The following is a 25979-nucleotide window of genomic DNA, read 5'->3' on the forward strand; positions in this document are numbered from 1 at the left end:
TGGAAAACAGCCGCACAACTGCGGCTTTCAATTAATGGTCCGTCGACTCATCGGCGGACCACGATCGTCAAAGATTCGACGATGCTGGTTTATTTGGCACTCAGCGCCAGTTTGGCAACTTGTGGTGCCGGCTGGTAGCCCGGAATCACTTGACCGTCCGCCAATACGATGGCCGGTGTACCGTTCACGCCAATGGACTGGCCGAGAGCGAACTGCTTGGATACCGGGTTGGCGCATTTGGCGGCCTTGATTTCCTTACCGTCGACCATCTTGTCCATCGCCGCCTTCTTGTCGGCTGAACACCACACGGCCTGCAATTGTTCATCGCCCGGCGAGCCCAGCCCCTGACGCGGGAACGCGACGTAGCGCACTTCCACACCCAGCTTGTTCAGCTCAGGCACTTCGGCGTGCAATTTGTGGCAGTACGGGCAGGTGGTGTCAGTAAACACGGTGATGTGGGTCTTGGTTTCGCCGATGGCCGGGTAGACCACGGTTTCAGCCACGGGAATGCCATTGATCAGCTTGGACACGCCCAGGCGCTCGGCTTTCTCGGTCAGGTTGACGGGCTTGCCGTCCTTGAGCTGGAACAGGTAGCCCTGGACGATGTACTGACCATCGGCGCTGGCGTACAGCACGCGGCTGCCCTTGAGCTTGACCTCGTACAGACCGGCCATGGGGCTGGCGCTGATGCTTTCGATCGGTGTGTCGAGCTGCAGATTGGCCAGGCTCTTGCGAATGGTCTGCTCGGCAGCATCATCAGCGAAGGCAAACGAGGAAACCAACGCAATGGCTGCGGCGGCAATAATCTGGGTCAAGCGCATGGGAACTCCTGAAGGCAGATGCAGGGACGGGAAGGAACACCGATCTGGAAACACGGGCCGGGACCGTCCCCTTTGCTAACCGGCAAAGCCTACCACAGTTGGGCCGCAGGGCAGCCCGTGGCGGAATAAATTGGCGGTTTTCAGCCGCGCGGATGGTGCTTGGCGTGCATATCCTGCAAGCGCGCACGCGCCACATGGGTGTAGATCTGGGTTGTGGATAAATCGCTGTGGCCGAGCAGCATCTGCACCACGCGCAAATCCGCACCATGATTGAGCAAATGCGTGGCGAAAGCATGGCGCAACGTGTGGGGCGACAACGCCTTGCCGATCCCGGCAACCTTGGCCTGGTGCTTGATGCGGTGCCAGAACGTCTGACGGGTCATCTGTTCGCCACGCTGACTGGGGAACAGCACATCACTGGGCCGCCCGCCGAGCAGTTCACTGCGCGCGTCACGCATGTAGCGCTCGACCCACACAATCGCCTCCTCCCCCATCGGCACCAAGCGCTCCTTGCTGCCCTTGCCCATCACCCGCAACACGCCCTGGCGCAAGTTGACCTGCTCTAAGGTCAGACTGATCAGCTCGGTCACCCGCAGACCGCAGGCGTAAAGCACCTCCAGCATCGCGCGGTCGCGCTGGCCGATGGCTTCGCTCAGATCAGGAGCATTGAGCAAGGCCTCCACGTCGGCTTCCGACAGGGATTTAGGCAGCGGCCTACCCAACTGCGGCATATCGATTTGCAAGGTCGGGTCGAGAGCGATGAGTTTTTCCCGCAGCAGATAGCGATAGAAACCTCGCACGCCCGAGAGAAATCGCGCCGTGGAGCGCGGCTTGTAGTTCTGCTCCAAGCGCCAGGCCAAATGATCAAGGATCAATTCACGCCCGGCGTTGATCAGTTCGAGGTTCTTTTCCTGCAGCCAGCCATTGAACAGAGCCAGGTCACTGCGGTAAGCCTGACGAGTGTTATCCGACAGGCCTTTTTCCAACCAAAGGGCGTCGAGGAAACGGTCGATCAGAGGGTGGTCAATGGCAGACATGGGGGCTCGAACAGGAAAATAGATAGAAAAGAGATCCTAGCGCGGACCTTAAATCGCAGGCACAAAAAAGCAGCCCGTAGGCTGCTTTTTTCTGCATCGGAAGCTGGACTTAAGCCAGTTTTTCCTTGATGCGAGCTGCTTTACCGGACAGGTCACGCAGGTAGTACAGCTTGGCTTTACGTACGTCACCGCGACGCTTAACGGCCATGCTGTCGATCTGCGGGCTGTAGGTCTGGAAAGTACGCTCTACGCCAACACCGTTGGAGATTTTACGAACAGTGAAAGCACTGTTCACACCACGGTTACGCTTGGCGATTACCACGCCTTCGAACGCTTGCAGACGCGAACGGTCGCCTTCCTTCACTTTCACCTGAACGACAATGGTGTCGCCCGGGGCAAAGGTAGGGATCTCTTTGGTCATCTGCTCTGCTTCGAGTGCAAGGATGATTTTGTTAGTCATGCTGTGCTCCTAAGGTAAGTCAATGGACCTACCATCGATACGTTGTTAACTATCGTCCCGCGCGAGGATGTATTCCTCGAGCAGCTTCTTCTCTTCTCCAGAAAGCGAGCGGCTTTCCAGAAGATCGGCGCGTCGTTCATAGGTCCGACCAAGGGACTGCTGTAAACGCCAACGCCGGATGTGTGCGTGATTGCCACTTAGCAATACGTCGGGAACACGCTGATCCGCATACACCTCCGGTCGGGTGTAGTGCGGGCAATCCAGCAAACCATCCGTGAAGGAATCTTCCTCCGCGGAGTCCGCATGCCCTAAAGCTCCAGGCAGCAGTCGTGTAACCGCATCTATCAGGACCATCGCCGGCAGCTCGCCGCCAGACAGAACATAGTCCCCAATCGACCACTCTTCATCGACATGAGCTTCAATAAACCGCTCGTCAATGCCTTCATAGCGACCGGCAATCAGGATCAATGCTTCCTCATTCGCCAGTTCGCGCACCGCCGCCTGTTTCAGCTGACGGCCTTGAGGGGACAGGTAAATTACCTTCGCCTTCTCCCCGGCTGCTGCCTTGGCCTGAACCAACGCGTCTTCCAGGGGCTTGATCTTCATCACCATGCCCGGGCCACCGCCAAATGGGCGATCGTCCACAGTGTGATGTCGATCCGTCGTGTAGTCTCGCGGGTTCCAACAGGTAAGCTGCAACAGCCCCTGCTTCACCGCCCGACTGGTGATGCCGTACTCGCTGATGGCGGAAAACATCTCGGGAAACAAACTGATCACTTCAATGCGCAAATTAGCCACGCTTAGAAGTCCGCGTCCCATTCCACCTTCATCTCGCCCGCTGCCAGGTCGACGGCCAACACGCATTGCTCGGTATAGGGCAATAGGCGTTCGCGATCATCCAGGCTGCCAGCGCAAGGCTTGACCACCATTACATCATTGGCGCCGGTTTCCAGAAGATGATCGATTTTCCCGAGCATTTGCCCCAGTTGATCAATAACCTTCAGACCTTCCAGCTGGTACCAGTAGTACTCGCCGTCGGTCAATTCAGGGAACAGGTTGCGCGGCACGCAGATCTCATAACCGGCCAGAAGACGCGCTTCTTCACGATCATCAAGACCCTTGAGCTTTGCGACCAGGAACTTATCGCTCCCGCGTCCACTGACCAGCTCGACCTGTTTCACACTACCTTCGCGCTTGAGCGTCCAGGTCTTGTACTGCAACAGGTTTTCAGTCGGATCAGTAAAGGAATACACCTTCACTTCGCCGCGAACGCCATGAACAGAATAAATCTTGCCGATAACGATCAAATCATCAGCAACCGCTGGCGTCGCGCTCATATTGCTCAGGCTGCGGCCTTAGCCGAGTCCTTCAACAACTTGGCAACACGCTCAGAAGGCTGTGCACCAACGCTCAGCCAGTAGGCTACGCGCTCTTGGTTCACGGACAGGCGGACTTCTTGACCACGAGCGATCGGGTTGAAGAAGCCAACTTGTTCCTTGTGAGAGCCGTCACGTGGGTTGCGGCTGTCAGTTACGGTCAAGTGGTAAAACGGGCGCTTTTTGGAGCCGCCAAGGGCAAGACGGATTGTTAGCATGTGAACATCGTTCCTGTAGTCGGTGCTGCAAATCTAAATGCACAGCGGGCATAGGTGCCCGAAAGGCCGCATATTCTAAGGAATATCCGGACTTTTGCAAATGTCTTTTTCTGGCGCCTATGGGCGTACCACTCAGATCTGCTGGAGAGCCGTCGGTTAAAACAGCGAGTCAGCACCCGCCAACGGCGGGTTTGCTGGAGATCCCACATCCCTGTGGGGCGGAGCAAGAGCGAGCCCTTGCTCGAATTCTTTACATTTTCGGCATGCCGCCGCCGGGCAACATACCGCCCATGCCGCGCATCATCTTGGCCATGCCGCCTTTGGCGGAGAACTTCTTCATCATCTTCTGCATCTGCTTGTGCTGCTTGATCAAGCGGCCGATGTCCTGCACCTGAGTGCCGGAACCCATGGCGATCCGACGCTTGCGCGAACCGCTGATCAGCTCAGGGTCGCGGCGCTCGGCCGGGGTCATGGAGTTGATGATGGCTTCCATCTGCTTGAACTGCTTCTCTGCCGCGCCCTGGGCATTGCCCATCTGCGCCAGGTTCACACCACCGATGTTCGGCAGCTTGTCCATCAGGCCGCCGAGGCCGCCCATGTTCTTCATTTGTTGCAGCTGGTCGCGGAAGTCTTCGAGGTCGAAGCCCTTGCCCTTCTTCAGTTTCTTGGCGAGCTTGTCGGCCTTGTCCTTGTCGAGAGTGGCTTCGGCCTGCTCGATCAGGCTGAGCACGTCGCCCATGCCGAGGATGCGCGAGGCGATACGCTCAGGGTGGAACGGTTCGAGCGCTTCGCTCTTCTCGCCCATACCGATGAACTTGATCGGCTTGCCGGTAATCGAGCGCACCGACAAAGCAGCACCGCCACGGGCATCGCCGTCGACCTTGGTGAGGATCACGCCCGTCAGTGGCAGCGCATCGCCGAATGCCTTGGCGGTGTTCGCCGCATCCTGGCCGGTCATGGCGTCAACCACGAACAGCGTTTCGACCGGGTTGATCGCGGCATGCAGCGCCTTGATCTCGCCCATCATCTCTTCGTCGATATGCAGACGACCGGCAGTATCGACGATAACCACGTCGATGAACTTCAGCCGGGCTTCTTTAATAGCAGCGTTGGCGATGTCGACCGGCTTCTGGCTCAGGTCGGACGGGAAGAAGGTCACGCCCACTTCGCCGGCAAGCATTTCCAACTGTTTGATGGCCGCCGGACGGTACACGTCGGCCGACACCACCATCACCGACTTCTTCTTGCGCTCTTTAAGGAAGCGCGCCAGCTTGCCGGCGGTAGTGGTCTTACCCGCGCCTTGCAGACCGGCCATCAGCACGACGGCCGGTGGCACGGCGCTGAGGTTGAGGTCTTCGTTGGCAGCGCCCATCAGGCTTTCGAGTTCGGCCTGGACGATTTTCACAAACGCCTGGCCCGGAGTCAGGCTGCGGGACACTTCGGTGCCGACTGCGCGCTCCTTGACCGAGTTGACGAAGTCCTTGACCACAGGCAAGGCGACGTCGGCTTCCAGCAGTGCCATGCGCACTTCGCGCAGGGTGTCTTTAATATTGTCCTCGGTCAGCTTGGCCTTGCCGGTAACGTGGCGCAGCGTCTGCGAGAGACGGTCAGTCAAGTTTTCAAACATGCGCGATCCTTTCAGGCCCTATGGTAGACCGAGGTAATGGCGGCCCAGGCTGTGGTAAATCGCTATTAGAAACAGCGGCCGGCGAGCCTGCGGCGGGGGCAGGTCGCGGATTATAGCGAAGACTGCGCCCATGCACACCCGCTGTCTGGCGCGGGAGTCTTTCGTGGAACGCAGGTGTATGCCAAACTCAGCGCCTTTCGGGCTTGCCTAACAGGATTTATGCTCCCTTTGCCACCCAGTTTGCTACCCAGCCTCGCCGCCGCCCTTTTGTATGCCGCTGCGACTCTCTACCAGGGCACCCGCCTGGCCCAATGCGCCAAGGCCGACAAACGCCTGCTGGTCGGCCTGGGCGTCCTCGCCCTGCTGGCACATGCCGCGAGCCTGTTCACCCATTTGATGACGCCGGTCGGCCTGGGCCTGGACTTCTTCAGCGCCGCCAGCCTGATCGCCGCCGCGGTGATTGCCCTAACGCTGCTCGCCTGCTCCCGCATTCCCGTAGAAAACCTGCTGGTGCTGCTCTTCCCGCTGGGCATGTTGACGGTGCTGCTGGCGCAGTTCGCACCCACCGGCACCGTGCAGGTGATCGACGAAGAACCGGGCATTCTCGCCCACATCCTGCTGTCGATCCTGGCCTACGGCATGTTCACCATTGCCGTGTTCCAGTCCCTGCTCCTGCTGTTGCAGGACCACCAGCTCAAGCACAAACACCCATTGGGCCTGATCAAGAACTTCCCACCGCTGCAAACCATGGAGAGCCTGCTGTTCGGCTTCCTGTGGGCCGGTTGGACGCTGCTGTCGCTGTCGCTGATTTCCGGCTGGCTGTTCGTCGAGAACCTGTTCGCCCAGCACCTGGTGCACAAAACCCTGCTAGCCTGCCTGGCGTGGGTGGTGTTCAGCGTGTTGTTGTGGGGCCGCAACCGTCTCGGTTGGCGCGGGCATAAGGCAATCCGCTGGACCCTGGCCGGTTTCTGCTTGCTCATGCTGGCCTATTTCGGCAGCAAGCTGGTTCGCGAATACATCCTGCATATCTGACGGGCAGCGATCATGGACAATTTGCCCCTGGGGCCGATGCTCGCGGTAATCGCCCTGCTGGTGTTATGGGCCGGGCTGTTTACCGCCATAGAAGCCGCCCAGCAACACCTGCTGGCCCTGCGCCCCGGCACGCGCCAGGGCGACAAGGCCGCCGCCCGCCTGAATTTCCCGCGTGACAGCCTGATCTTGTGCAATACGCTGTGCCGTGGGGTGGTGGTCATCCTGTGTACGCTGCTGGCGATTTACGCCTGGGCGGCAAACGGTCCGTGGCTGGGCTGGCTGATTTCTTGCGCGGTCCTCCTGGTGCTGGCCGACTACCTGCCCCGCGCCCTGGCTACCCGTCATCCGCAAGCGGTGCTCGGCTTTGGCAATACGTTGCTGGGCGTGCCACTGAAGCTCCTCTATCCCCTGGCCTGGCTGCTCAATGGCATCAGCCTGATGCTATTGCGCCCCTTCGCCCGCAAGACCGGCGCAGTCAAAAAAAGCGACGAGCCGCTGCCCGATCACGATGACGAAGCGGAGCAGGCAACCGATAAAAGCCAAGCCCACGGCATGCCCGGCATCCACGCCCTGGACAACATCACGGTCAATGACATCCTGGTGCCGCGCAGTGAAGTCGACGGCATCAACCTGGACGAGCCGATCGAAGCGATCATCGAACAACTGCGCGCCTCCGAGCGTACGCGCTTGCCGGTGTTCCACAGCGATATCAACCAGGTGCAGGCGGTGTTGAATACGCGGCAGATCCAGCATTTGCTGCCCGACGCCAGCCTGACCAAAGAGGCATTGCTCGCCGCCTGCCACGACCCCTACTTCGTTCCGGAAAGCACGCCGCTGCAGTTGCAACTGCTGAACTTCCACAAGCAGCAGCGTCGTCTGGGCATGGTGGTGGACGAGTACGGTGAAGTGCTGGGGATTGTCACCCTGGAAGACATCCTCGAAGAGATCGTCGGCGAATTCGAAAGCGAGCAAAGCGCGGATAACCCGCACATCCAGGCCCAGCCGGATGGTCGTTACATCATCGACGGCGCCGCCTCGATCCGTGAGCTGAACAAAAGCCTGGGCTGGCACTTACCCAGCGACGGCCCCAAAACCCTCAACGGCCTGGTGACCGAAGCGCTGGAAACCATCCCGGATTGCGCGGTGTGCCTGAAGATCGGGCGTTACCGCCTGGAAATCCTCGAGACCGAAGATAACCGCGTGAGCAAGGTGTTGATCTGGCATACCAGCAGAATGCCTGTCGCCGCATAACTTCTGATCAACCAAAATTAAACGTGGGCCCCTTCTCCACAGGTTGATTTGCACCGTGTCAGGCCTTGTTACAATTCCACGCCCCTTCCTATAATCCCTGCGGCTTATCCAAGCTCTGCCAGACCGCGTGCTACCCGCACTCAGCGCGTCCAGGCATCGATTCACCATGTCCGACCGGTGTTCGCTCCCATCCCGAGCCGCCCCGCGTGCAACCCTGATCCATGGGTGTTCGACCAATAATAATCCGCGTCCAAACGCGCAACGACCGTCAGGGATACCGCCATGAGCACCACCTATAACGAGGCCGCGACCGCCGCCCCGAGCAACTCCACCGCACGGGTCGCCACCGCGAGCATCGTCGGCACTGCCATCGAGTTCTATGATTTCTATATCTATGCCACCGCTGCGGCACTGGTGATCGGCCCGGTGTTCTTCCCGCAGAGTTCGGGCACCGCGCAGATGCTGGCGTCTTTCCTCACTTTCGGTATCGCCTTTATTGCCCGCCCGCTGGGCTCGGCACTGTTCGGCCATTTCGGCGATCGCATCGGCCGCAAGTCCACACTGGTGGCTTCGTTGCTGCTGATGGGCGTGTGTACGACGCTGATCGGCTTGCTACCCGGCTATGACAGCATTGGAGCCTGGGCGCCGATCCTGTTGTGTGTGCTGCGTTTCGGGCAAGGCCTGGGCCTTGGCGGCGAATGGGGTGGCGCGGCGCTGCTGGCCACCGAGAACGCGCCCAAGGGTAAGCGCGCCTGGTTCGGTATGTTCCCGCAACTAGGCCCCTCGATTGGCTTCCTGGCGGCCAACGGCCTGTTTCTTATCCTGGCCATGAGCCTGAGCGACGAACAGTTCCGCAGTTGGGGCTGGCGCATCCCGTTCATCCTCAGCGCCGCGCTGGTGATGGTCGGTTTGTATGCGCGTCTGAAGCTGCATGAAACGCCGGTGTTCGCCAAGGCCGTAGCCAAGCAAGCACCAGTGAAAGTGCCGCTGGTGGAGCTGTTCAGCCAGCATTGGTTGCCAGTGCTGCTGGGCGCCGCGTCGATGGTGGTGTGCTATGCGCTGTTCTACATCACCACCGCATTTTCTCTGAGCTATGGTGTTTCCACCCTGGGTTACAGCCGCGAGACGTTCCTCGGCCTGCTGTGCTTCGCCGTGTTGTTCATGGGCCTGGCCACGCCGATTGCCGCCTTGGCCAGCGACCGCTATGGCCGCAAACCCGTGCTGATCGTCGGTGCGATTCTGGCGATTCTGTCCGGTTTCACCATGGAACCACTGCTGACCCATGGTTCCACCTGGGCCGTGGCCTTGTTCCTGGCATTGGAGCTGTTTCTGATGGGCGTGACGTTCGCACCGATGGGCGCCTTGCTGCCGGAGCTGTTCCCGACCCGCGTGCGTTATACCGGGGCTTCGGCGGCGTATAACCTGGGTGGCATCGTTGGCGCATCGGCCGCGCCGTTTTTCGCGACCAAGCTGGTGGCGATGGGCGGGCTGAGTTATGTCGGTGGATATGTGTCGGCGGCGGCACTGCTCAGTTTGATTGCGGTGCTGTGCCTGAAAGAGACGCGGGATAACGATTTGAACAGGGTGGGCTGATAGGCCGCTATCGGGGGCAAGCCCCCTCCCACTTTGATTTGTGAATACAGTCAAATGTGGGAGGGGGCTTGCCCCCGATGCTTTTAGAGTTCTACAACAACGGCTTTAGAAGCACGGGTAGCCTTGGCCCGAGCCGCTTCAATCGACTCATCCCGCGCCAACGCCACACCCATGCGGCGCGGGCCATTCACTTCTGGCTTACCGAACAGACGCAATGCCGTATCCGGCTCGCTCAATGCCGCGCCGAGATTGGCGAAAGCGGTCTGGGTCGACTGCCCTTCCACCAGGATCACCGCCGACGCCGATGGCCCGAACTGTCGGATCAACGGGATCGGCAGGCCGAGAATGGCGCGTGCGTGCAAGGCGAATTGCGACAGGTCCTGGGAAATCAGGGTCACCAGGCCGGTGTCATGAGGGCGCGGCGATACTTCGCTGAACCACACTTGATCGCCCTTGATGAACAATTCCACGCCGAACAAACCACGTCCGCCCAGAGCCTCGGTCACGGCCTTGGCCACGCGCTCGGATTCGGCCAGGGCAATCGGGCTCATGGCCTGTGGCTGCCAGGATTCCTGGTAGTCGCCTTTTTCCTGACGATGACCAACCGGCGCGCAGAACGTGGTGCCGCCGATATGGCGCACGGTCAGCAAGGTGATTTCGTAGTCGAAATCGATAAAGCCTTCGATGATCACCCGGCCTTTACCGGCACGTCCGCCTTCCTGGGCATAGTCCCAGGCTTTCTGCACGTCATCGGCGCTGCGCAACAGGCTCTGGCCCTTGCCCGACGAACTCATCACCGGCTTGACCACACACGGGAAGCCCAGGTCCTGAACGGCCTTGCTGTAGTCCTCGAAGGTGTCGGCGAAGTGGTACGGCGAGGTCGGCAGGTCCAGTTCCTCGGCGGCCAGGCGACGGATGCCTTCACGGTTCATGGTCAGCGACGTGGCGCGTGCGGTCGGGATCACGGTGAAGCCTTCGGCCTCCAGCTCCACCAGGGTAGCGGTGGCGATGGCTTCGATTTCCGGCACGATGAAGTGCGGTTTTTCCGCTTCGATCACCGCACGCAAGGCGGCGCCGTCAAGCATGTTGATCACATGACTACGATGGGCCACCTGCATGGCCGGCGCATTGGCGTAACGATCCACGGCAATCACTTCAACGCCCAGGCGTTGCAGTTCGATTACCACTTCCTTGCCCAGTTCACCGCAGCCACACAGCAAAACGCGGGTCGCGGTTGGCGACAATGGAGTTCCGATTCGGGTCATCTCAGGTCCTCAGGGGAGCGGATCATGGGGAGAAAGGCCGGCATTTTACATGAACTGTAAAAATTGGCCTCAGTTGGCGACCGCCCGTTTGCGCACGCGCCAGGCCATGATCAGCCACACCGCAGTGACCCCGGCGAATTTCGACACCAGCGCGGTGCCCACCACCATCGGCGTCAACGCGCCGATCAGGCCGAAGAAGATGAACGTATCGAGGGGGATGCTCAGCGCCGAACTTATCCACAGGCGATCGTGGAGCGGGCGCTTGGTGATGGTGAATACCAGCCAGTCGATGCACTCGGACACCGCGAATGCCGTGGCACTGGCCAGGGCGATGGACGGGTCGGAGGTGATATAGGACAGCACCAGCGCGGCCAGCATGGCGATGATCGCACCGTGGCCGAAGCGGGTTTGCACCATGTCGCGCAGGATAAACACCAGGCCACCCCAGGCGGACCAGATCACATCCAGGTGCGGGGCGGTGGAGAAGGCGAAGTTGATCAGCACGACGCTGCTGATATAGGCGATCAGGAAGAGCATGGCGGGATGGGCCCTGTGTATAAGGGGCACAGGGTACTTCACATTAAGACAGATGTCGTCTGGGGGGCCTTATCGGGGACAAGCCCCTCCCCACACGCTTTCAAATGTGGGAGGGGGCTTGCCCCCGATAGCAATGGTTCAGGCGCCAGATTTACCAGAAGCCATAAACACCAACCCATTCGCCAAGGCCCGCTCATGGCACAAGCCCAACACTACCCGGCGCTCGGCATTATCCATGCGACTCCAACGCGTGATTTCATCCACGGTACGCTGGCAGCCGGTACAGATGTCGTCATCATCCAGCGCGCAAATGCTCACGCAGGGCGATGCAACAGGTCGTTCAACTGCACTCATTCTTCCTGCTCAGCCAGGTCACGGGCATAACGCTGCGAATTGTGTACATAGTGCGCGGCACTGGCCTCAAGCATCCTCTTTTGCGCGTCGGTCAGCTCACGCACCACTTTGCCCGGCGACCCCATCACCAGCGAGCCATCGGGAATCTCCTTGCCTTCGCCGATCAGCGAGTTGGCGCCGATGATGCAATGCTTGCCAATCTTCGCGCCGTTGAGCACCACCGCATTGATGCCGATCAGGCTGTAATCGCCGACGGTGCAGCCGTGCAACATGGCGTTATGGCCGATGGTCACGCCGGTGCCGAGGGTCAGCGGGTAGCCCATGTCGGTGTGCATCACGCTGCCATCCTGCACGTTGCTGTTCTTGCCGATCAGGATCAGTTCGTTGTCGCCGCGCAATACCGCGTTGAACCAGACGTTGGCGCCCTCCTCCAGTTTGACCTTGCCCACCAGCGTGGCGTTGGGCGCCACCCAGCTGTGTGGATGGGTCTCGACGCGGGCATCGCCCAGGCGGTATTTCATGGTGTTCCCTCACGGCGTTGCCATTGAATGGATGGCTTATTTATGGATAAAGCTCTTGGGCGGCTGGTGCAGGCTGATCTGCGCGTCGTCATAGAGCAGGTTGATCAGCTCGACGATCATGATCGCCGTCAGCCCCCAAATCTTGTATTCACCGAAACGGTAGCTGGGCACGTACCAACTGCGGCCCTGGTAATCGATTCGGTGGGTATGCTCCCGCGGGTCCTGTCGGAAAAAATCCAACGGGACGCTGAAGACCGCGGCAATCTCGGCATCGTTGGCCAGGTACTCCACGTAATCCGGAATCACACCTACGTAGGGGGTGACGCGGATACCGTGCAAGGAGATCAGCGGACTGAGTGGCCCGATGACCTCCACCAGGCCCGGCGCCAAGCCGATTTCTTCTTCGGCTTCACGCAGGGCGGTAAAGACCAGGTCCGGGTCTTCCGGGTCGCGACGCCCGCCGGGAAAGGCCACTTCGCCACCATGGGTCGACAGGCCGCTGGCGCGCAGGGTCAGGATCAGCTCAGGTTCGTCACTGCGGGTAATCGGCACCAGCACGGCGGCCTCGGGGAAACGTCCGTCGGTCTCCAACGTGTGCGGCGTGTGGTTGCTTACCCGGCGAAGTAGCTCGTCCAGCATGAGTCATCTCGATCTGTTGGCTACCTGGCATCATGCACCAAAGCGTGCAGGCGCCCAACCCCAAAACCATGACCGTGTCGCGAAACGACAACTTGCAGGAACGCCTGACCCCAAGCCAAGATGGATGGACTTTCCAGGAACCCCAGCATGAAATTCTGCAGCCAGTGCGGTAAACCGGTGACCCAACGCATTCCCGACGGCGACGCGCGCCTGCGCTATGTGTGCGATCACTGTTCGACCATTCATTATCAGAACCCCAACATCGTCGCCGGCACCGTGCCGGTGTGGGGCGATCAAGTGCTGTTGTGCCGCCGCGCCATCGAGCCGCGCCTGGGTTACTGGACCCTGCCCGCCGGTTTCATGGAGAACGGCGAAACCGTGGAACAGGCCGCTATGCGCGAAACCCTGGAGGAAGCCTGCGCCCGCGTACGGGACTTGAGCATCTATACCTTGATCAATGTGCCGCATATCAGCCAGGTGCATATTTTCTACCGTGCCGAGCTGATCGACCTGGACTTCGCCGCCGGCGCCGAAAGCCTGGAAGTGAAGCTGTTCGCCGAGGCTGACATCCCTTGGTCCGAGCTGGCTTTCCGCACCGTCGGGCGTACCTTAGAATGCTTCTTCGCTGACCGCCGCCAGCACGCCTACCCAGTGCGCAGCGAGTCGGTGCCGCCACTTGCCAAACCCGCCCAATAACAACGGCAGACGGCCTTCAAAGGGAAATCGTTTCAATGCGTTGGTTGCTTGCTCTGTTCTGCCTGTCGTTCGCCATGTTGTCGTCAGCCTCCACCCTGCAAACCGCGAGCGGTAAAACGGTCGAGAAGGTGCTGGTGCTCAAGTCCGCTCATCAATTGCAGTTGATCAATGACGGCAAGCCTTTCAAGACTTATCGCATTTCCCTGGGCAAAAACCCCAAAGGCCACAAACTGATCGAAGGCGACCGCCGTACCCCCGAAGGGCTGTACTGGATCGACTGGCGCAAGACCAGCGAGCGCTTCAACCTGGCCATGCACATTTCCTACCCCAATATCAGCGATGCCGCACGCGCGCGCCGTGAAGGCGTGAAGCCCGGCAGCATGATCATGATCCACGGCACCCCCGACACCGAGGACTACCCGGAGCAGTGGTTTCATACCCTGGACTGGACCGACGGCTGCATCGGCATGCGCAACGTCGACATGCGCGAAGTCTGGAACCTGGTCAAAGACGGCACCCTGATCGAGATCCGGCCGTAACCGTCGACCGCTCGTAAAATAATTCAAAAACTTCTATCGCCCCTGGCGAGGCCTACCGGTGAATACCAGTTCACCGCGCGGGCCTGTGCATTTCTGCGCGCCACAAAGACCTCTCTAATACCACTTACCAAACAGCACCAATATCGCGCCCTAAATCATGGATTCGCACCGTTTTGGCAGCATTGACATGGTATTTAAGTGGTATTAGCTTGCGCCCCATACCGAGTGCCAGAACACCAATAACCGCATCGGACACCTCACAAATGAACCACATCCTCACCCTGCGCCCCGACGACAAACAATCCACGCCGCTGTACCTGCAATTGGCGCGCAATCTGGAGGCCGCCATTCATGCCGGTCGATGGACGTCCGAACAAGCTCTGCCGTCGGAGCGAACACTCAGCGAGCAGTTGAGCATTTCGCGGGTTACCGCGCGCAAGGCGCTGGAAGTGTTGCTCAGCCAGGGCCTGATCCGCCGCAGCCAGGGCTCCGGGACGTTTATCACGCCGCGCCTGGAGCAGCCGTTGTCGCGCCTGTCGGGGTTCAGCGAGATGTTGCGCCTCAAGGGGTTCGTGCCCAGCTCACAGTGGCTGGAGCGCGAGATCACCCCGCCGACCCATGAAGAACTGATCCGCCTGGGCCTGTCGCCCACCGACAAAGTCGCGCGGCTCAAGCGCCTGCGTAAGGCCGATGACACGGTGATGGCGATCGAGATGACCACCCTGCCCGCCAGCGTACTGCCGCAGCCGCAGTCCGTCGGCAACTCGCTGTACGAATACCTGGACGGCGTCAACAAACCCATCATGCGCGCGCTGCAGCATATTCAGGCGATCAACGCCTCGGACGAGTTCGCCAACCTGGTGGGCATCGCCCCCGGCACCGCCATGCTGCTGATGACCCGGGTCGGCTACACCGCCGACAACACACCGATCGAAATCACCGACACCTACTGTCGCAACGACTACTACGACTTCGTTGCCGAACTTCGACGTTAAAACACCGTGCGGCACCGACGTTGCGACCCCTTGCCAGACACAGAGAACTGCCCATGTCCGAAGACAATATCCTTACGCCCCAAGGTTGGGTGCGCGGCCGCCTGGTGCACGAGCACGGCAAGGTCATCGCCGTCCACGGCCAGCCGTGCGACCCGGCCGACAACGACCTGCCCTACCTGCTGCCCGGTTTCATCGACCTGCATGTACACGGCGGTGGCGGCAAGGACATCATGGAAGGCGTTACGGCCTTCGAGACCATCACCCGCACCCATGTGCGCTTCGGCACCACCTCGCTGCTGGCCACTACCATGACCGCACCGGTGGATGAAATCTCCAGTGTCCTCGGCCAACTCGGCGCGTTCTGCGAGCAACGCCCCGTTGGCTGCGCCCGGGTACTTGGAGTGCATCTGGAAGGGCCCTACATCAATCCAGGAAAACTCGGCGCCCAACCCAACTTCGCCCACACCGCGCTGATGGCCGAAGTGGAAGCCTATCTGCGACTGGCGCCGATCCGGGTGATCACTATTGCTCCGGAAATCGCCGGCCATGACGGCCTGATCCGCGCCCTCAGCCAACGCGGCGTGCGCATGCAGATCGGTCACACCCTGGGCAGCTATGAAGAGGGCGTTGCGGCCCTGGCCGCCGGCGCTACCAGCTTCACCCATTTGTACAACGCCATGAGCCCCCTGCATCACCGCGAACCCGGCATTGTCGGCGCCGCGCTGGCCCATGCCACCTACGCCGAATTGATCCCGGATTTGCTGCACGTACACCCCGGCGCCATCCGCGTGGCGTTGCGGTCGATCCCGTGCCTGTACTGCGTCACCGACTCCACCGCCGCCGCCGGCATGCCCGACGGTGAGTACAAGCTGGGCAGCCACACCGTGACCAAATGCCTGGGCGGCGTGCGTCTGGCCGACGGCACCCTGGCCGGCAGCACCCTGACCATGGATCAGGCGCTGCGCAACCTGGTGAAGATCGGCCTGCCGCTTCACGAAGCCTCGCAGCGCCTGTCGCAATTCCCCGCGGATTACCTGGGCCTGGAAGAACGCGGCCGCCTGCAACCCGGCAGCTTTGCCGACTGCGTGCGCCTGGACCGTTCCCTGCACCTCACTGACGTAATGGTCGAAGGAGACACCATTGACTTCAAAAATGCTTGAAGAGGCCCTGGCCTCCGCTGACGCGGTTGCCGCGCAGTTGCAACGTTTGGATCCGTTGCTGGAAGAGATTGCCGGTCGCCTGCGTCGCCAGCCGCCGCAAGTGGCGATGACCATCGCCCGCGGCAGCTCCGACCATGCCGCCAGTTACTTCGCCTACTTGGCCATGCAGCATGTGGGTGTGCCGGTGGCGTCGTTGCCGATGTCGGTGGTCACGTTGCTGCAAGCGCCGTTGAAGGTCAGTGGCCAGGTGGCGTTCGGGTTTTCCCAATCGGGCCAGAGCCCGGATCTGGTCAACAGCCTGCGCCTGCTGCGCAAGCGTGGCGCCTTGAGCATCTCGTTGGTCAATGCCGAAGATTCGCCCCTGGAAGCCGCGTGCGAATTCCACGTACCGCTGTGCGCCGGGCCGGAACTGAGTGTCGCCGCCACCAAGAGTTTTATCGCCACCCTCAGCGCCACGGCGCAGTTGATCGGCCACTGGAACCAGGAAGCCGAGCTGCTGCGCGCCTGCCGCGCATTGCCCGATGAATTGCGCGCCGCCGCCAAGCAGGATTGGACCCCCGCCATCAACGCCCTGCGCGACAGCCAACGCCTGATGGTGATCGGTCGTGGCGCCGGTTTCGCCATTGCCCAGGAGGCCGCGCTCAAGCTCAAGGAAACCTCGGCGATCCAGGCCGAAGCCTTCAGCAGCGCCGAAGTACGTCACGGCCCGATGGCCTTGATCGATGACAACTACCCGCTGTTGGTGTTCGCCCCGCGCGGCGCCGAGCAGGCTGGTCTGCTGAGCTTGGCCGCCGACATGCGCCAACGCGGCGCCCGCGTGCTGCTGGCCGCGCCGGACGATATCGCCGAACGCGACCTGACCCTGAGCCGCGCCGAACACCCGAGCCTGGACCCGATCCTGGCGATCCAGAGTTTCTACGTGATGGCGGCCGGCCTGGCGGTGGCGCGAGGCATGGACCCGGACCAGCCGCGCCACCTGAGCAAAGTCACCCGCACCCACTGAGTCGCTTGCCGTGTTTTCCTGATGAGTACCTTGCCCATGTCCAATAACAACAATGACCTGACCCTCAGCGCCCCTTTAAGCGGGCCGGTGCTGGCCCTGGGCAATGTGCCCGACGAGGTATTCGCCAGCGGTGCCATGGGCGACGGCCTGGCCATCGATCCGTTGAACGATTGCCTGCACGCGCCGTGCGACGGCGAGATCATCCAAGTAGCCCACACCGGCCATGCGCTGACGATCCGCGCCGACAACGGCGCCGAACTGCTGATGCACGTGGGCATCGACACGGTGGCGCTCAACGGCCAGGGCTTTGCCCTGCGCGTAGAACAGGGCGCGCGGGTCAGCCGGGGCCAGGTGTTGCTGCAGTTCGACCTGGACCGCGTCGCACGCCACTGCAAAAGCCTGATCAGCCTGATCATCATCACCAATGGCGAGCACTTCCAATTGCATCCGCTGGGGATTGATTCGGTCAAGGTCGGCGAGCCGTTGATGCAGATTACGGCGCGCGCGGCCGCTTCGGTGCACACGGCTGTGGACAACAGCGACGCTGAAGCCAGCGCCCAGGTGCGCGTCACGCATCGGGGCGGTTTGCATGCGCGTCCGGCGGCGCTGATCCGCAAGGCGGCGCAGGGGTTCAGCAGCCAGTCACGCCTGCATTTTGCCGGGCACTCGGCGGCGTGCGACAGCTTGATGGGCGTGATGGGGCTGGGCGTGGGAGAAGGCGACGAGGTGCGCGTGACATGCCGCGGCAAGGATTGCGAAGCCGCACTGCAAGCGTTGGTGACGGCGCTGTCCCAGCCTATAGGCGATGCCCCTCACGCGCCGGCCGCCGCCGCGCCCGTGCGGGTCACTGCCGAGGCCGGCGTGCTGCAAGGCGTGTGCGCGGCGCCCGGGCTGGTGTGCGGGCCGCTGTTGCGCATGGCCGGTGTGGAGCTGGCGCCCGATCCCGGCGATCATCAAGCCGATGAACAATTGCAGCGTCTGGACGCGGCGCTGGAACAAGTGCGCGGCGAAATCCGCACCACCCTGGCACAGGCCCGCCACCGTAAAGCCGTGGAGGAAGAAGAGATCTTCTCCGCCCATTTGGCCTTGCTGGAAGACCCCGCGTTGCTGGACGCCGCCAACGCCGCCATCGAACGCGGCAGCGCGGCCACCCACGCCTGGCGCGATGCGATCCAGGCCCAGTGCCAGGTGTTGCTGGGCTTGGGCAAGCCGCTGTTCGCCGAACGCGCCAATGACCTGCGCGACCTGCAGCAACGGGTGCTACGTGCATTGCTTGGCGAAGCCTGGCAGTTCGAACTGCCCGCCGGGGCCATCATCAGCGCCCATGAACTGACCCCATCGGACCTGCTGCAATTGAGTGCACAACACGCGGTGGGCCTATGCATGGCCGAAGGCGGGGCCACCTCCCATGTGGCGATCCTCGCCCGAGGCAAAGGGCTGCCGTGTGTGGTCGCCCTCGGCGCTGAAGTGCTCGACGTGCCCCAAGGCCAACGGGTGGTGCTCGACGCGGCCAATGGGCGCCTCGAATTGGCGCCCAGCGAGGCACGTCACGCCGAAGTGCATCGGATTCGCGACGCGCAAAAACGGCGGCGCCAGCAGCAACAAACCCAGGCACACCAGCCGGCGCAGACCCGCGACGGGGTGAGCATTGAAGTGGCGGCCAATGTCGCCTCCAGCGCCGAGGCACAGGTAGCGTTCGAGAACGGTGCCGATGGCGTCGGCCTGCTGCGCACCGAATTCCTGTTCGTCGACCGTCGCACCGCGCCGGATGAGCAGGAGCAACGCCAGGCCTATCAAGCGGTGCTGGATGCCATGGGCGACAAATCGGTGATCATCCGCACCATCGATGTGGGCGGTGACAAACAGCTCGACTATCTGCCGCTGCCGGCGGAAGCCAACCCGGTGCTGGGCTTGCGTGGTATTCGCCTGGCCCAGGTACGGCCCCAATTGCTCGATCAACAACTGCGCGCGCTGTTGCAAGTCACGCCGCTGGAGCGTTGCCGCATCCTGCTGCCGATGGTCAGCGAAGTCGACGAACTGCTGCACATCCGCCAGCGTCTCGACCAACTGTGTATGGAGCTGGAACTGAGCGTGCGTCCGGAACTGGGCGTGATGATCGAAGTGCCTGCCGCCGCGCTATTGGCCGAGCAACTGGCCCGGCATGCGGATTTTCTCTCCATCGGCACCAACGACCTGTCCCAGTACACCTTGGCCATGGACCGCGACCACGCGGGGCTCGCGGCCCGCGTTGATGCCCTGCACCCGGCGCTGTTGCGCCTGATCGCCCAAACCTGCGCCGGCGCGGCCAAGCACGGGCGTTGGGTTGGCGTGTGCGGCGCCCTGGCCTCCGATCCACTCGCCACCCCGGTACTGGTGGGGCTGGGGGTCAGCGAGCTGTCCGTCAGCCCGCTTCAAATAGCCGAGATCAAAGACCGCGTCCGCCATCTGGAGGCGGCGCACTGCCGGCAACTGAGCCAAGGGCTGCTCGACCTGAGCAGTGCCGCGGCCGTTCGCCAAGCCTGTCAACGCCACTGGCCGCTGAGCTGACAACAACAAGAAAAAGGGAGACATGCCATGTACCAGCACTTTATCGAAGGCCTGCAACGCTTGGGCCGTGCACTGATGCTGCCGATTGCGATCCTGCCGATCGCCGGCCTGCTGCTGCGCCTGGGCGACACCGACCTTCTGAACATTGCGGTGATGCACGATGCCGGTCAGGCGATTTTCGCCAACCTGGCGCTGATCTTCGCCATCGGTATCGCCGTGGGTTTTGCCCGCGACAATAACGGCACCGCCGGCTTGGCCGGGGCCATCGGTTATCTGGTGATGATCTCCACCCTCAAGGTGATGGACACCACGATCAACATGGGCATGCTCGCCGGTATCGCCAGCGGCTTGATGGCCGGGGCGCTGTACAACCGCTTCAAGGACATCAAGCTGCCGGAGTACCTGGCGTTTTTCGGCGGCCGGCGGTTCGTGCCGATTGTTACCGGGTTCTCCGCCGTGGGCTTGGGCGTGGTGTTCGGCCTGATCTGGCCACCGATCCAGCATGGCATCAACAGCTTCGGCGTACTGCTGATGGAAAGCGGCAGCCTCGGCGCATTCGTATTCGGCGTGTTCAACCGCCTGCTGATCGTCACCGGTCTGCACCACATCCTCAACAACATGGCCTGGTTCGTGTTCGGCAGTTTTACCGACCCGGCCACCGGCGCGGTGGTCACTGGCGACCTGACCCGCTACTTTGCCGGCGACCCCAAGGGCGGCCAGTTCATGACCGGCATGTTCCCGGTGATGCTGTTCGGCCTGCCCGCCGCATGCCTGGCGATGTACCGCAACGCTTTGCCGGAGCGGCGAAAGGTCATGGGCGGGATTTTCCTGTCGATGGCCCTGACATCGTTTCTGACCGGGGTGACCGAGCCGATCGAATTCGCCTTCATGTTCCTCGCGCCATTTTTGTACCTGATCCATGCGGTACTGACAGGTCTGTCGATGGCCGTCACCAATATGTTGAACATCCACCTCGGCTTTACCTTCTCCGGTGGCTTTATCGATATGGTGCTGGGTTGGGGCAAGTCCACCAATGGTTGGTTGGTGGTCCCGGTCGGCTTGGCGTATGCGCTGATCTACTACAGCGTGTTCAGCTATTGCATCCGCCGCTTCAACCTGAAAACGCCGGGCCGTGAAGATATCCAAGCCGCGCCGACGCAAACCCTGACCGACAACCAACGCGCCAGCGCTTATATCCGCGCCCTGGGCGGTGCGGACAACCTGCTCAGCGTCGGCGCCTGCACCACCCGCCTGCGCCTGGACATGGTGGATCGCAACAAAGCGCTGGATGCCGACCTCAAGGCGCTGGGCGCCATGGCCGTAGTGCGCCCCGGCAACGGTGGCAGCCTGCAGGTGGTGGTCGGGCCGATGGCCGATAGCATCGCCGATGAAATTCGCTTGGCCATGCCGTCATTCGTCGCTACCGCACCGGTGGCAGCGGCACCTGTGGATAAACCGAAAGCCGTGAATGAGCAGCACGCCGAGCAATGGCTGAACGCCTTGGGCGGACGCGCGAATGTGCGCCAATTGGAAGCGCTGGCCATGACCCGCCTGCGGGTGGTGCTGGGCGATGATTCAGCCTTGTCCGAAGCGCAACTGACGGCGCTGGGCTGCCAGGGCGTCAGCCAGCTCGACAGCGGCGTTTGGCACCTGCTGGTCGGTGACAAGGCAACCGGATTGGGCGAGGCGCTGGAACGCCTGACCCGCCCGCTCAACGCCTGACCGGCGGGGGGCACCACTGACTTATCTACAGCCCGTTCACGGCGCCATTCTCCAAGCTAAGGGTTCTTTCCCTCAGCATGGAGAATGTGCCCGTGAGCACGTCCAGCCCCCCTATTGCCCCGACGTTCGATGAGATAAAGGCCTACCTCAATCAGATCGGCCAGCATCTGCTCGAATCCCCCACACTGTTGATCCCGGAGAAAGCCCCCTCGCCCGACCTGCGTTATCTCGAACGCTTGAACGGGCTGATCCGTGGTGCCCGCCGGCAATACCTTGAACATGCGCGTGTCCACTACGGAACACTGCGCGACAGCGATCTGCGCAGCGAAGCAGGACAAGCCTTGCTCGCCACCCTCAAGGCCAACCTCGATACCCGGTTGCGACAACTGGATCTGGCCCACCAGATCGACGGCAAGCCGCGCAAATCCTTTATGACCTTCGACGCCGGCTTCATCGCGCTGACCCACGAAGCCAAGCTCGGCGTGCAGGATCGGCTGTTGCACCCGCAAGAAGGCGCGATGCTTGAAAAGGTGTCGCTGTACCCGACCTTGCGCCCGGGGCTGTATGCGTTGCGCTTCAGCTATCAGGAGCAGACCGTCGAGCTGGCCGGTGCGTTTGTGGTGACCGAAAAAAACCATCCCGTGCCGAGCAGCCTCACCGCCCCGCAGGATGTCGGCCAGGTGCTGCTGTTCACTCCAGCGCGGGGCGTCGAGTCATTTGATTCATTGGCGCTGCTGGACAGACGCCTGCACCAGCAGTTCGAACACCCCGCCAGCACCGAGGAATTCAGGGCGCTGCTGCCAGTGCGCTACCAAGCGCTGGGTAGCAGCGGAATCTGGCCGCTAACGCTGTCGCCCATCAGCGATAAGCCGCTGTTCGAGCACGTCAACGAAGTGCTGATCGACCGGCGCACCCTGGACATCGAGCGCGCGTTAAGCCTTGTGGACAACCCGGACCAGAACGCCGCGCAACTCATTGAGGCTGTCGAGCATGCCATCGAGGCCGCCCTGCCCGACCTCACCGCCCGCCTTGAACTGCGGGCCCAGACCCTGCTCGAACGCTGCCTGCGTTACAGCGCGCCGGACTGGTACCGCAGCGCCAGCGAGGTTGCGCGCAGCACCCTGGCCGAGCGCCTCAAGGGCTACGATCAGGCGCGCCGGGCAATGCTGGAGGTGTTGAACCCGGCCACCACCCCCCGCACGCTGGCACGCTATCAATGGCTGGAACGGCTGGCGGACGAGTTGGACATCCACGACCTGGAACCCCAGCACCTGCTGGTCAGCACCCGACGCTTCGTCCCCAATGTCGGCCATTACGATCACGACCGCACGCTGATCGAGCTGGCCTTGCGCGGCCTGCACACCGACGATGAAAAGCCGGGCTCCGACTTCCTCGCCAACACCGTCCTCACCTACCAGGATGCGCCCCTGCCAGCGGCCTATCAGGATCTGAACGTCGCCTGGCTGGCGCAGCAAATGGTCACCCTGCAACCGCGCCTGGACTTCGCCGATGCGCAACGCGATTTGCATGGCCGGGCAGAAGTGCGGCGCGCGGTCGAGCACATGCTTGATCAGCGTATCGTCGCATTGGCGTATATCGCCCACCTGCAGGGTCATCTGCTGGAGAGCGACCTGCAACTGCTTGAGCGTCTGCGCGAAGGCACCGACCCGCAGCTCAGCGCCGCCACCGTGGGGGCCAATACCCTGTCGCTGCACGGCGCACAGCTTCAGGACCTGTGGGTGCTGCGCCGCACGAACGCCAGCGGCGTCGTGGACCGCGTGCTGCTGTGCACCCCTGAAGCGCCACGCGACCAGCAATTCAAGGCCTTCGACACGGAACGGGCCTGCCAGCAACATATCCTCGGCTGGACCCTGGACAACGGCCTGAAGGCCGCGCCGGGGAGCATGACCGATTACCTGATCACCCGCGTGCCGCTGCGTTTTCGCGCGGCCATGCAGCACGTACTCAGCAACCTGAGCCTCAAATACCACGCCGAGGAATACAAAGAGGTCACCTTCAGCACCACCGCCAGCCACGCCGAATGCCTGCAAGCGATGTCGCGCCATGTGCTGTCGGCGCGTATCGACGACTATGCGTTCAGCACCCCGAACTGGTACCGCTCGACCACCGATGAGGTGCGCAAACAACTGGTGACCGCCGCCGAGGACGCCGAAGGGGCGCTGCAGGCCTACCACGAACATCCGCTCTCGGAGGCTAATTTCCACAGCTTCAACACCTACCTCCATGACCAGGCCCGACAACGCTTGAATGGCCTGCTGGGCCGCCCAGGAAATGACGTCGACCCGGATACCGTCTGGGTCTATGCCCCGCCGACATTAGTTCTTGCCTCGCGCCCCGAACCAATGACCTACACCCAATTGTTTCGCGACGGCTACGCCGACGGGGTGGGCTTTCTCGATGAGAAATTTTCCCGCTCGGCCACCTTCAGGGGCCCGGAGGGTATCGACCTGAGCGCACTGACCGCCGAAAAGGTCGCGCGCTCGGTCACAGGGGTGTGGATCGGTCAGCGCTATACAGACAAAGTCAGACGCGAGCTGCTGAATGCCGAAAGCCCGGCCTATGACTTCCGGCGCAATGCCATTCTGGCCATCACCCAACGCCAGCTGCTCAGTGCCGCCATCGAGGCGCAGCTCAAAGGCGACATCGCCGGGGTGGACTTGAATTGGCTGAAGAAAAGCATCGCCAGCCTGGGCGACACCACCGTGCAAACCCGCAAGACCTACGCCATCCACCGCTTGATGATCGATGGCGATTGGGTGATCGACACCTACCTGTTCAGCCACGCCGACAACCCGGTCCTGCTGTACACCCCGCAAGCGCCCGACGGCATCAGCTTTCGCGAGGCTCGGCTGTTCAATTACCTGCTCAAGACCCAGCCCGGCTGGATCGGCTACCTGGTCAACCGGGTCGGCGTTCAATCCCAGGCGCGAGTGCGCAGCTTTCTGGAAGAAGCGCGGCGCCTGCTGCCCGCGCACTTGGATAGAACCAGCCTCAGTCCGGCGCGCTACGACGCCATAGCCGGCGTGCCGCCTGTTACCGACCTGCGCCAGCTGCTGTACAACATGAAACTGCAACGCAAGATCGACAACGTCACGGGCACCACGGTCAACCGCACGCAAATGGTAACCGGCATTCTCTGGACCTGTGTGGAATGGGTCACCGCTATCGCCACCGCGCCCTACCCGGTGCTGAGCCTGAGCACCGGGATGTTGCTGGCTTTCAAGGACGCCATGCTCGCCCTGCACGCCTATCACCAGGGCGACACCGGCGCGACACTGGAACACCTGGCCGGGTACCTGTTCAACAGCGCCGGCGCGGTGTTCACCGACTTGCGCCCGGTATTGCGCGGCCTCAGGCCGACTGGCAAACCGTTGCGTCTGGCCGCAGCCAAGAACGAACACCTGCGCGCCATGAAATTGATCCGGCAACTGGAGCCCGCCCCTGCGGTGCCCGCCAACATGCAGCCGGTGATGTTCGAAGGGCAAGCCTTGTGGGCGAGCCGTACGCCGGATGTGATCGGGCGCTATTTGCTGTATCGGCTCGATCCGCTCAGCGGCAAGTTGGTCTCGACCACCCGCGTGGCCGCCCCCAATGCCGAGGGCGTCTGGCGTCGTACCGGAGTGGCCGGCGGCGGCCCGAAATATGAAGCGCTGCCAGAGACACCACAACCGTTTGCCCAGTATGAAATGCCGGAGAAACACTGGCGCGACCTGACGACGGTGATCAACCCGAACGTGCGCGAAGAACTCATACGGCTGGGCCGCGAACGCGACGTGCCGGCTTATACGGTGTTGTCGTCCGCGGCCGACAGCGTGAAACACTTGCAGCCGGTTTACGTGCAGAAAGTCGAGCGGCTGATCAAGGATGCGCGCAATTTTTTCCGATTCCTCGACCCGATCCCCACCCGCGCGCCCGCGCCGCCCATAGAGGCGAGCACAACCTTCAGGCAACTGCTCGACAGCGATGTGTTCGCCGGCAACAAGAACCTGGTCATTGGGGCGGTACCTGGCTCCATCGCCAGTAAACAGGTGCTGATGCAACAGATGGACGCCCTGATCGAAAAAGGCTTCAAGCGCCTGTACGTGGAATACCTGCCGGGGGACGTGTTCCGGCCGAAACTGGAGAAATTCAACAAGGGCCAGTCCTGGCGGCACATCCAGCAGCATATGCGGAGTATCGACAGCGCCTTCGGCATCGCCGACGACGCCGAGTTTTCCTACGCTGCCCTGCTAGGTAAAGCGCAGGAAAAAAAGGTGCAAATCTGCGCCCTCGATGCCACGACGTCCTATCAACTCGAAGACTCGCTGACCCTGCTCGGTAATACGCCGTCCACCACGCCACGGGGCAATGACCTGAGAAACTTCTACTCCCATAAAGTGATTCAAGCCGACAGCGTCGACGCCATGGATGAACGCTGGGTGGCCTTGGTCGAACCGTCCCGGATGCGCAGCTTCAATCAAACCCCGGGGCTGGCCGACCTGCACAATGCGGTGGCGTTGCGCATCGACGACGTGGGTGCGAACCAACCTGTCGGCCTTTAGCTGGATACTCCCGGCGCGATTCCC

At 61.8% G+C, this 25979-nt stretch carries 23 protein-coding genes; 11 read left to right on the forward strand and 12 right to left on the reverse strand.

Annotated elements, in window-relative coordinates; translation table 11 throughout:
- Positions 1 to 89 precede the first annotated feature (89 nt).
- The 7 genes from dsbC to ffh all read right to left on the reverse strand — a co-directional run bounded on the left by dsbC (position 90) and on the right by ffh (position 5539).
- Positions 90 to 821 carry a bifunctional protein-disulfide isomerase/oxidoreductase DsbC gene (gene dsbC, locus ACFZPT_RS12600; protein ID WP_034100330.1) on the reverse strand — a complete coding sequence of 244 codons (732 nt, stop codon included), beginning with the start codon at positions 819 to 821 and terminating at the stop codon, positions 90 to 92.
- Positions 822 to 961: 140 nt separating this feature from the next.
- Positions 962 to 1858, reverse strand: coding sequence for a site-specific tyrosine recombinase XerD (gene xerD / locus ACFZPT_RS12605; RefSeq protein WP_034100332.1), 897 nt, complete (start codon positions 1856 to 1858; stop codon positions 962 to 964).
- A gap of 109 nt (positions 1859 to 1967) precedes the next feature.
- On the reverse strand, positions 1968 to 2318 hold the full coding sequence (gene rplS / locus ACFZPT_RS12610) for a 50S ribosomal protein L19 (RefSeq protein ID WP_003175895.1): 351 nt from the start codon (positions 2316 to 2318) through the stop codon (positions 1968 to 1970).
- 45 nt (positions 2319 to 2363) lie between these two features.
- Positions 2364 to 3137, reverse strand: a complete 774-nt coding sequence (trmD, locus tag ACFZPT_RS12615) for a tRNA (guanosine(37)-N1)-methyltransferase TrmD (protein WP_024077235.1) — start codon at positions 3135 to 3137, stop codon at positions 2364 to 2366.
- Entirely contained in the window at positions 3119 to 3655 is a 537-nt protein-coding gene (gene rimM, locus ACFZPT_RS12620) for a ribosome maturation factor RimM (protein WP_034100333.1), read from the reverse strand. Before rimM ends, trmD begins: the two co-directional genes overlap by 19 nt.
- 5 nt (positions 3656 to 3660) lie before the next feature.
- Complete coding sequence (gene rpsP / locus ACFZPT_RS12625) at positions 3661 to 3912, reverse strand: 30S ribosomal protein S16 (RefSeq protein WP_003238923.1); 252 nt, start codon at positions 3910 to 3912, stop codon at positions 3661 to 3663.
- A gap of 250 nt (positions 3913 to 4162) precedes the next feature.
- Positions 4163 to 5539 (reverse strand): signal recognition particle protein, encoded by a 1377-nt coding sequence (gene ffh, locus ACFZPT_RS12630; RefSeq protein ID WP_034100336.1) that lies wholly within the window; start codon positions 5537 to 5539, stop codon positions 4163 to 4165.
- 219 nt (positions 5540 to 5758) lie between these two features.
- Here ffh and ACFZPT_RS12635 point away from each other — a divergent pair, with 219 nt between their 5' ends.
- The 3 genes from ACFZPT_RS12635 (at position 5759) to ACFZPT_RS12645 (ending at position 9415) form a co-directional block, all read left to right on the forward strand.
- A complete protein-coding gene (locus ACFZPT_RS12635; RefSeq protein WP_034100338.1) occupies positions 5759 to 6571 on the forward strand; it encodes an inner membrane protein YpjD in 813 nt (270 codons plus the stop codon).
- Between the two features lie 12 nt (positions 6572 to 6583).
- A complete protein-coding gene (locus tag ACFZPT_RS12640) occupies positions 6584 to 7822 on the forward strand; it encodes a transporter associated domain-containing protein (protein ID WP_034100340.1) in 1239 nt (412 codons plus the stop codon).
- Between the two features lie 282 nt (positions 7823 to 8104).
- Positions 8105 to 9415: an MFS transporter gene (locus tag ACFZPT_RS12645; RefSeq protein ID WP_034100341.1), complete on the forward strand. Its 1311-nt coding sequence runs from the start codon at positions 8105 to 8107 to the stop codon at positions 9413 to 9415.
- Positions 9416 to 9498: 83 nt separating this feature from the next.
- On the opposite strand, the gene purT is transcribed toward ACFZPT_RS12645, so the two are convergent.
- From purT to ACFZPT_RS12670, 5 genes are all read right to left on the reverse strand, one after another.
- The gene (gene purT, locus ACFZPT_RS12650; RefSeq protein ID WP_034115013.1) at positions 9499 to 10680 is read right to left on the reverse strand and encodes a formate-dependent phosphoribosylglycinamide formyltransferase; all 1182 of its coding nucleotides are present in this window, start codon (positions 10678 to 10680) and stop codon (positions 9499 to 9501) included.
- A gap of 69 nt (positions 10681 to 10749) precedes the next feature.
- Positions 10750 to 11217: a VUT family protein gene (locus ACFZPT_RS12655; RefSeq protein WP_034100344.1), complete on the reverse strand. Its 468-nt coding sequence runs from the start codon at positions 11215 to 11217 to the stop codon at positions 10750 to 10752.
- Between the two features lie 138 nt (positions 11218 to 11355).
- Positions 11356 to 11571 carry a DUF1289 domain-containing protein gene (locus ACFZPT_RS12660; RefSeq protein WP_034115014.1) on the reverse strand — a complete coding sequence of 72 codons (216 nt, stop codon included), beginning with the start codon at positions 11569 to 11571 and terminating at the stop codon, positions 11356 to 11358.
- Positions 11568 to 12092, reverse strand: a complete 525-nt coding sequence (locus tag ACFZPT_RS12665) for a gamma carbonic anhydrase family protein (RefSeq protein ID WP_034100346.1) — start codon at positions 12090 to 12092, stop codon at positions 11568 to 11570. Before ACFZPT_RS12665 ends, ACFZPT_RS12660 begins: the two co-directional genes overlap by 4 nt.
- A gap of 36 nt (positions 12093 to 12128) precedes the next feature.
- Positions 12129 to 12731, reverse strand: coding sequence for a CoA pyrophosphatase (locus ACFZPT_RS12670; RefSeq protein ID WP_034100348.1), 603 nt, complete (start codon positions 12729 to 12731; stop codon positions 12129 to 12131).
- Between the two features lie 147 nt (positions 12732 to 12878).
- Here ACFZPT_RS12670 and ACFZPT_RS12675 point away from each other — a divergent pair, with 147 nt between their 5' ends.
- The 8 genes from ACFZPT_RS12675 to ACFZPT_RS12710 all read left to right on the forward strand — a co-directional run bounded on the left by ACFZPT_RS12675 (position 12879) and on the right by ACFZPT_RS12710 (position 25955).
- Positions 12879 to 13427, forward strand: coding sequence for an NUDIX hydrolase (locus ACFZPT_RS12675; protein ID WP_034115015.1), 549 nt, complete (start codon positions 12879 to 12881; stop codon positions 13425 to 13427).
- Positions 13428 to 13462: 35 nt separating this feature from the next.
- Positions 13463 to 13966, forward strand: a complete 504-nt coding sequence (locus ACFZPT_RS12680) for a murein L,D-transpeptidase family protein (RefSeq protein WP_034100351.1) — start codon at positions 13463 to 13465, stop codon at positions 13964 to 13966.
- A 263-nt stretch (positions 13967 to 14229) separates the two neighbouring features.
- Positions 14230 to 14961: a GntR family transcriptional regulator gene (locus ACFZPT_RS12685; protein WP_034100353.1), complete on the forward strand. Its 732-nt coding sequence runs from the start codon at positions 14230 to 14232 to the stop codon at positions 14959 to 14961.
- Positions 14962 to 15014: 53 nt separating this feature from the next.
- On the forward strand, positions 15015 to 16121 hold the full coding sequence (gene nagA, locus ACFZPT_RS12690) for an N-acetylglucosamine-6-phosphate deacetylase (protein WP_034100355.1): 1107 nt from the start codon (positions 15015 to 15017) through the stop codon (positions 16119 to 16121).
- Positions 16102 to 17124, forward strand: coding sequence for an SIS domain-containing protein (locus tag ACFZPT_RS12695; protein WP_099313005.1), 1023 nt, complete (start codon positions 16102 to 16104; stop codon positions 17122 to 17124). Before nagA ends, ACFZPT_RS12695 begins: the two co-directional genes overlap by 20 nt.
- A 36-nt stretch (positions 17125 to 17160) precedes the next feature.
- Entirely contained in the window at positions 17161 to 19671 is a 2511-nt protein-coding gene (gene ptsP / locus ACFZPT_RS12700) for a phosphoenolpyruvate--protein phosphotransferase (protein WP_034115017.1), read from the forward strand.
- Positions 19672 to 19698: 27 nt separating this feature from the next.
- Positions 19699 to 21393, forward strand: coding sequence for an N-acetylglucosamine-specific PTS transporter subunit IIBC (nagE, locus tag ACFZPT_RS12705; protein WP_034115018.1), 1695 nt, complete (start codon positions 19699 to 19701; stop codon positions 21391 to 21393).
- Positions 21394 to 21485: 92 nt separating this feature from the next.
- On the forward strand, positions 21486 to 25955 hold the full coding sequence (locus ACFZPT_RS12710; RefSeq protein ID WP_256593256.1) for a membrane-targeted effector domain-containing toxin: 4470 nt from the start codon (positions 21486 to 21488) through the stop codon (positions 25953 to 25955).
- The last annotated feature ends 24 nt before the right edge of the window (positions 25956 to 25979 follow it).

Source organism: Pseudomonas sp. MD330_10, assembly GCF_042610415.1.
Taxonomy (GTDB): domain Bacteria; phylum Pseudomonadota; class Gammaproteobacteria; order Pseudomonadales; family Pseudomonadaceae; genus Aquipseudomonas; species Aquipseudomonas rhodesiae.

Coding starts and splice junctions, on each gene's coding strand:
- ACFZPT_RS12660 (WP_034115014.1), bottom strand. CDS start 11,571: ATGAGTGCAGTTGAACGACCTGTTGCATCGCCCTGCGTGAGCATTTGC.
- rplS (WP_003175895.1), bottom strand. CDS start 2,318: ATGACTAACAAAATCATCCTTGCACTCGAAGCAGAGCAGATGACCAAA.
- ffh (WP_034100336.1), bottom strand. CDS start 5,539: ATGTTTGAAAACTTGACTGACCGTCTCTCGCAGACGCTGCGCCACGTT.
- ACFZPT_RS12685 (WP_034100353.1), top strand. CDS start 14,230: ATGAACCACATCCTCACCCTGCGCCCCGACGACAAACAATCCACGCCG.
- rimM (WP_034100333.1), bottom strand. CDS start 3,655: ATGAGCGCGACGCCAGCGGTTGCTGATGATTTGATCGTTATCGGCAAG.
- ACFZPT_RS12680 (WP_034100351.1), top strand. CDS start 13,463: ATGCGTTGGTTGCTTGCTCTGTTCTGCCTGTCGTTCGCCATGTTGTCG.
- ACFZPT_RS12675 (WP_034115015.1), top strand. CDS start 12,879: ATGAAATTCTGCAGCCAGTGCGGTAAACCGGTGACCCAACGCATTCCC.
- rpsP (WP_003238923.1), bottom strand. CDS start 3,912: ATGCTAACAATCCGTCTTGCCCTTGGCGGCTCCAAAAAGCGCCCGTTT.
- trmD (WP_024077235.1), bottom strand. CDS start 3,137: ATGGGACGCGGACTTCTAAGCGTGGCTAATTTGCGCATTGAAGTGATC.
- ACFZPT_RS12665 (WP_034100346.1), bottom strand. CDS start 12,092: ATGAAATACCGCCTGGGCGATGCCCGCGTCGAGACCCATCCACACAGC.
- ACFZPT_RS12645 (WP_034100341.1), top strand. CDS start 8,105: ATGAGCACCACCTATAACGAGGCCGCGACCGCCGCCCCGAGCAACTCC.
- nagE (WP_034115018.1), top strand. CDS start 19,699: ATGTACCAGCACTTTATCGAAGGCCTGCAACGCTTGGGCCGTGCACTG.
- dsbC (WP_034100330.1), bottom strand. CDS start 821: ATGCGCTTGACCCAGATTATTGCCGCCGCAGCCATTGCGTTGGTTTCC.
- ACFZPT_RS12670 (WP_034100348.1), bottom strand. CDS start 12,731: ATGCTGGACGAGCTACTTCGCCGGGTAAGCAACCACACGCCGCACACG.
- ptsP (WP_034115017.1), top strand. CDS start 17,161: ATGTCCAATAACAACAATGACCTGACCCTCAGCGCCCCTTTAAGCGGG.
- ACFZPT_RS12635 (WP_034100338.1), top strand. CDS start 5,759: ATGCTCCCTTTGCCACCCAGTTTGCTACCCAGCCTCGCCGCCGCCCTT.
- ACFZPT_RS12640 (WP_034100340.1), top strand. CDS start 6,584: ATGGACAATTTGCCCCTGGGGCCGATGCTCGCGGTAATCGCCCTGCTG.
- ACFZPT_RS12655 (WP_034100344.1), bottom strand. CDS start 11,217: ATGCTCTTCCTGATCGCCTATATCAGCAGCGTCGTGCTGATCAACTTC.
- xerD (WP_034100332.1), bottom strand. CDS start 1,858: ATGTCTGCCATTGACCACCCTCTGATCGACCGTTTCCTCGACGCCCTT.
- purT (WP_034115013.1), bottom strand. CDS start 10,680: ATGACCCGAATCGGAACTCCATTGTCGCCAACCGCGACCCGCGTTTTG.
- nagA (WP_034100355.1), top strand. CDS start 15,015: ATGTCCGAAGACAATATCCTTACGCCCCAAGGTTGGGTGCGCGGCCGC.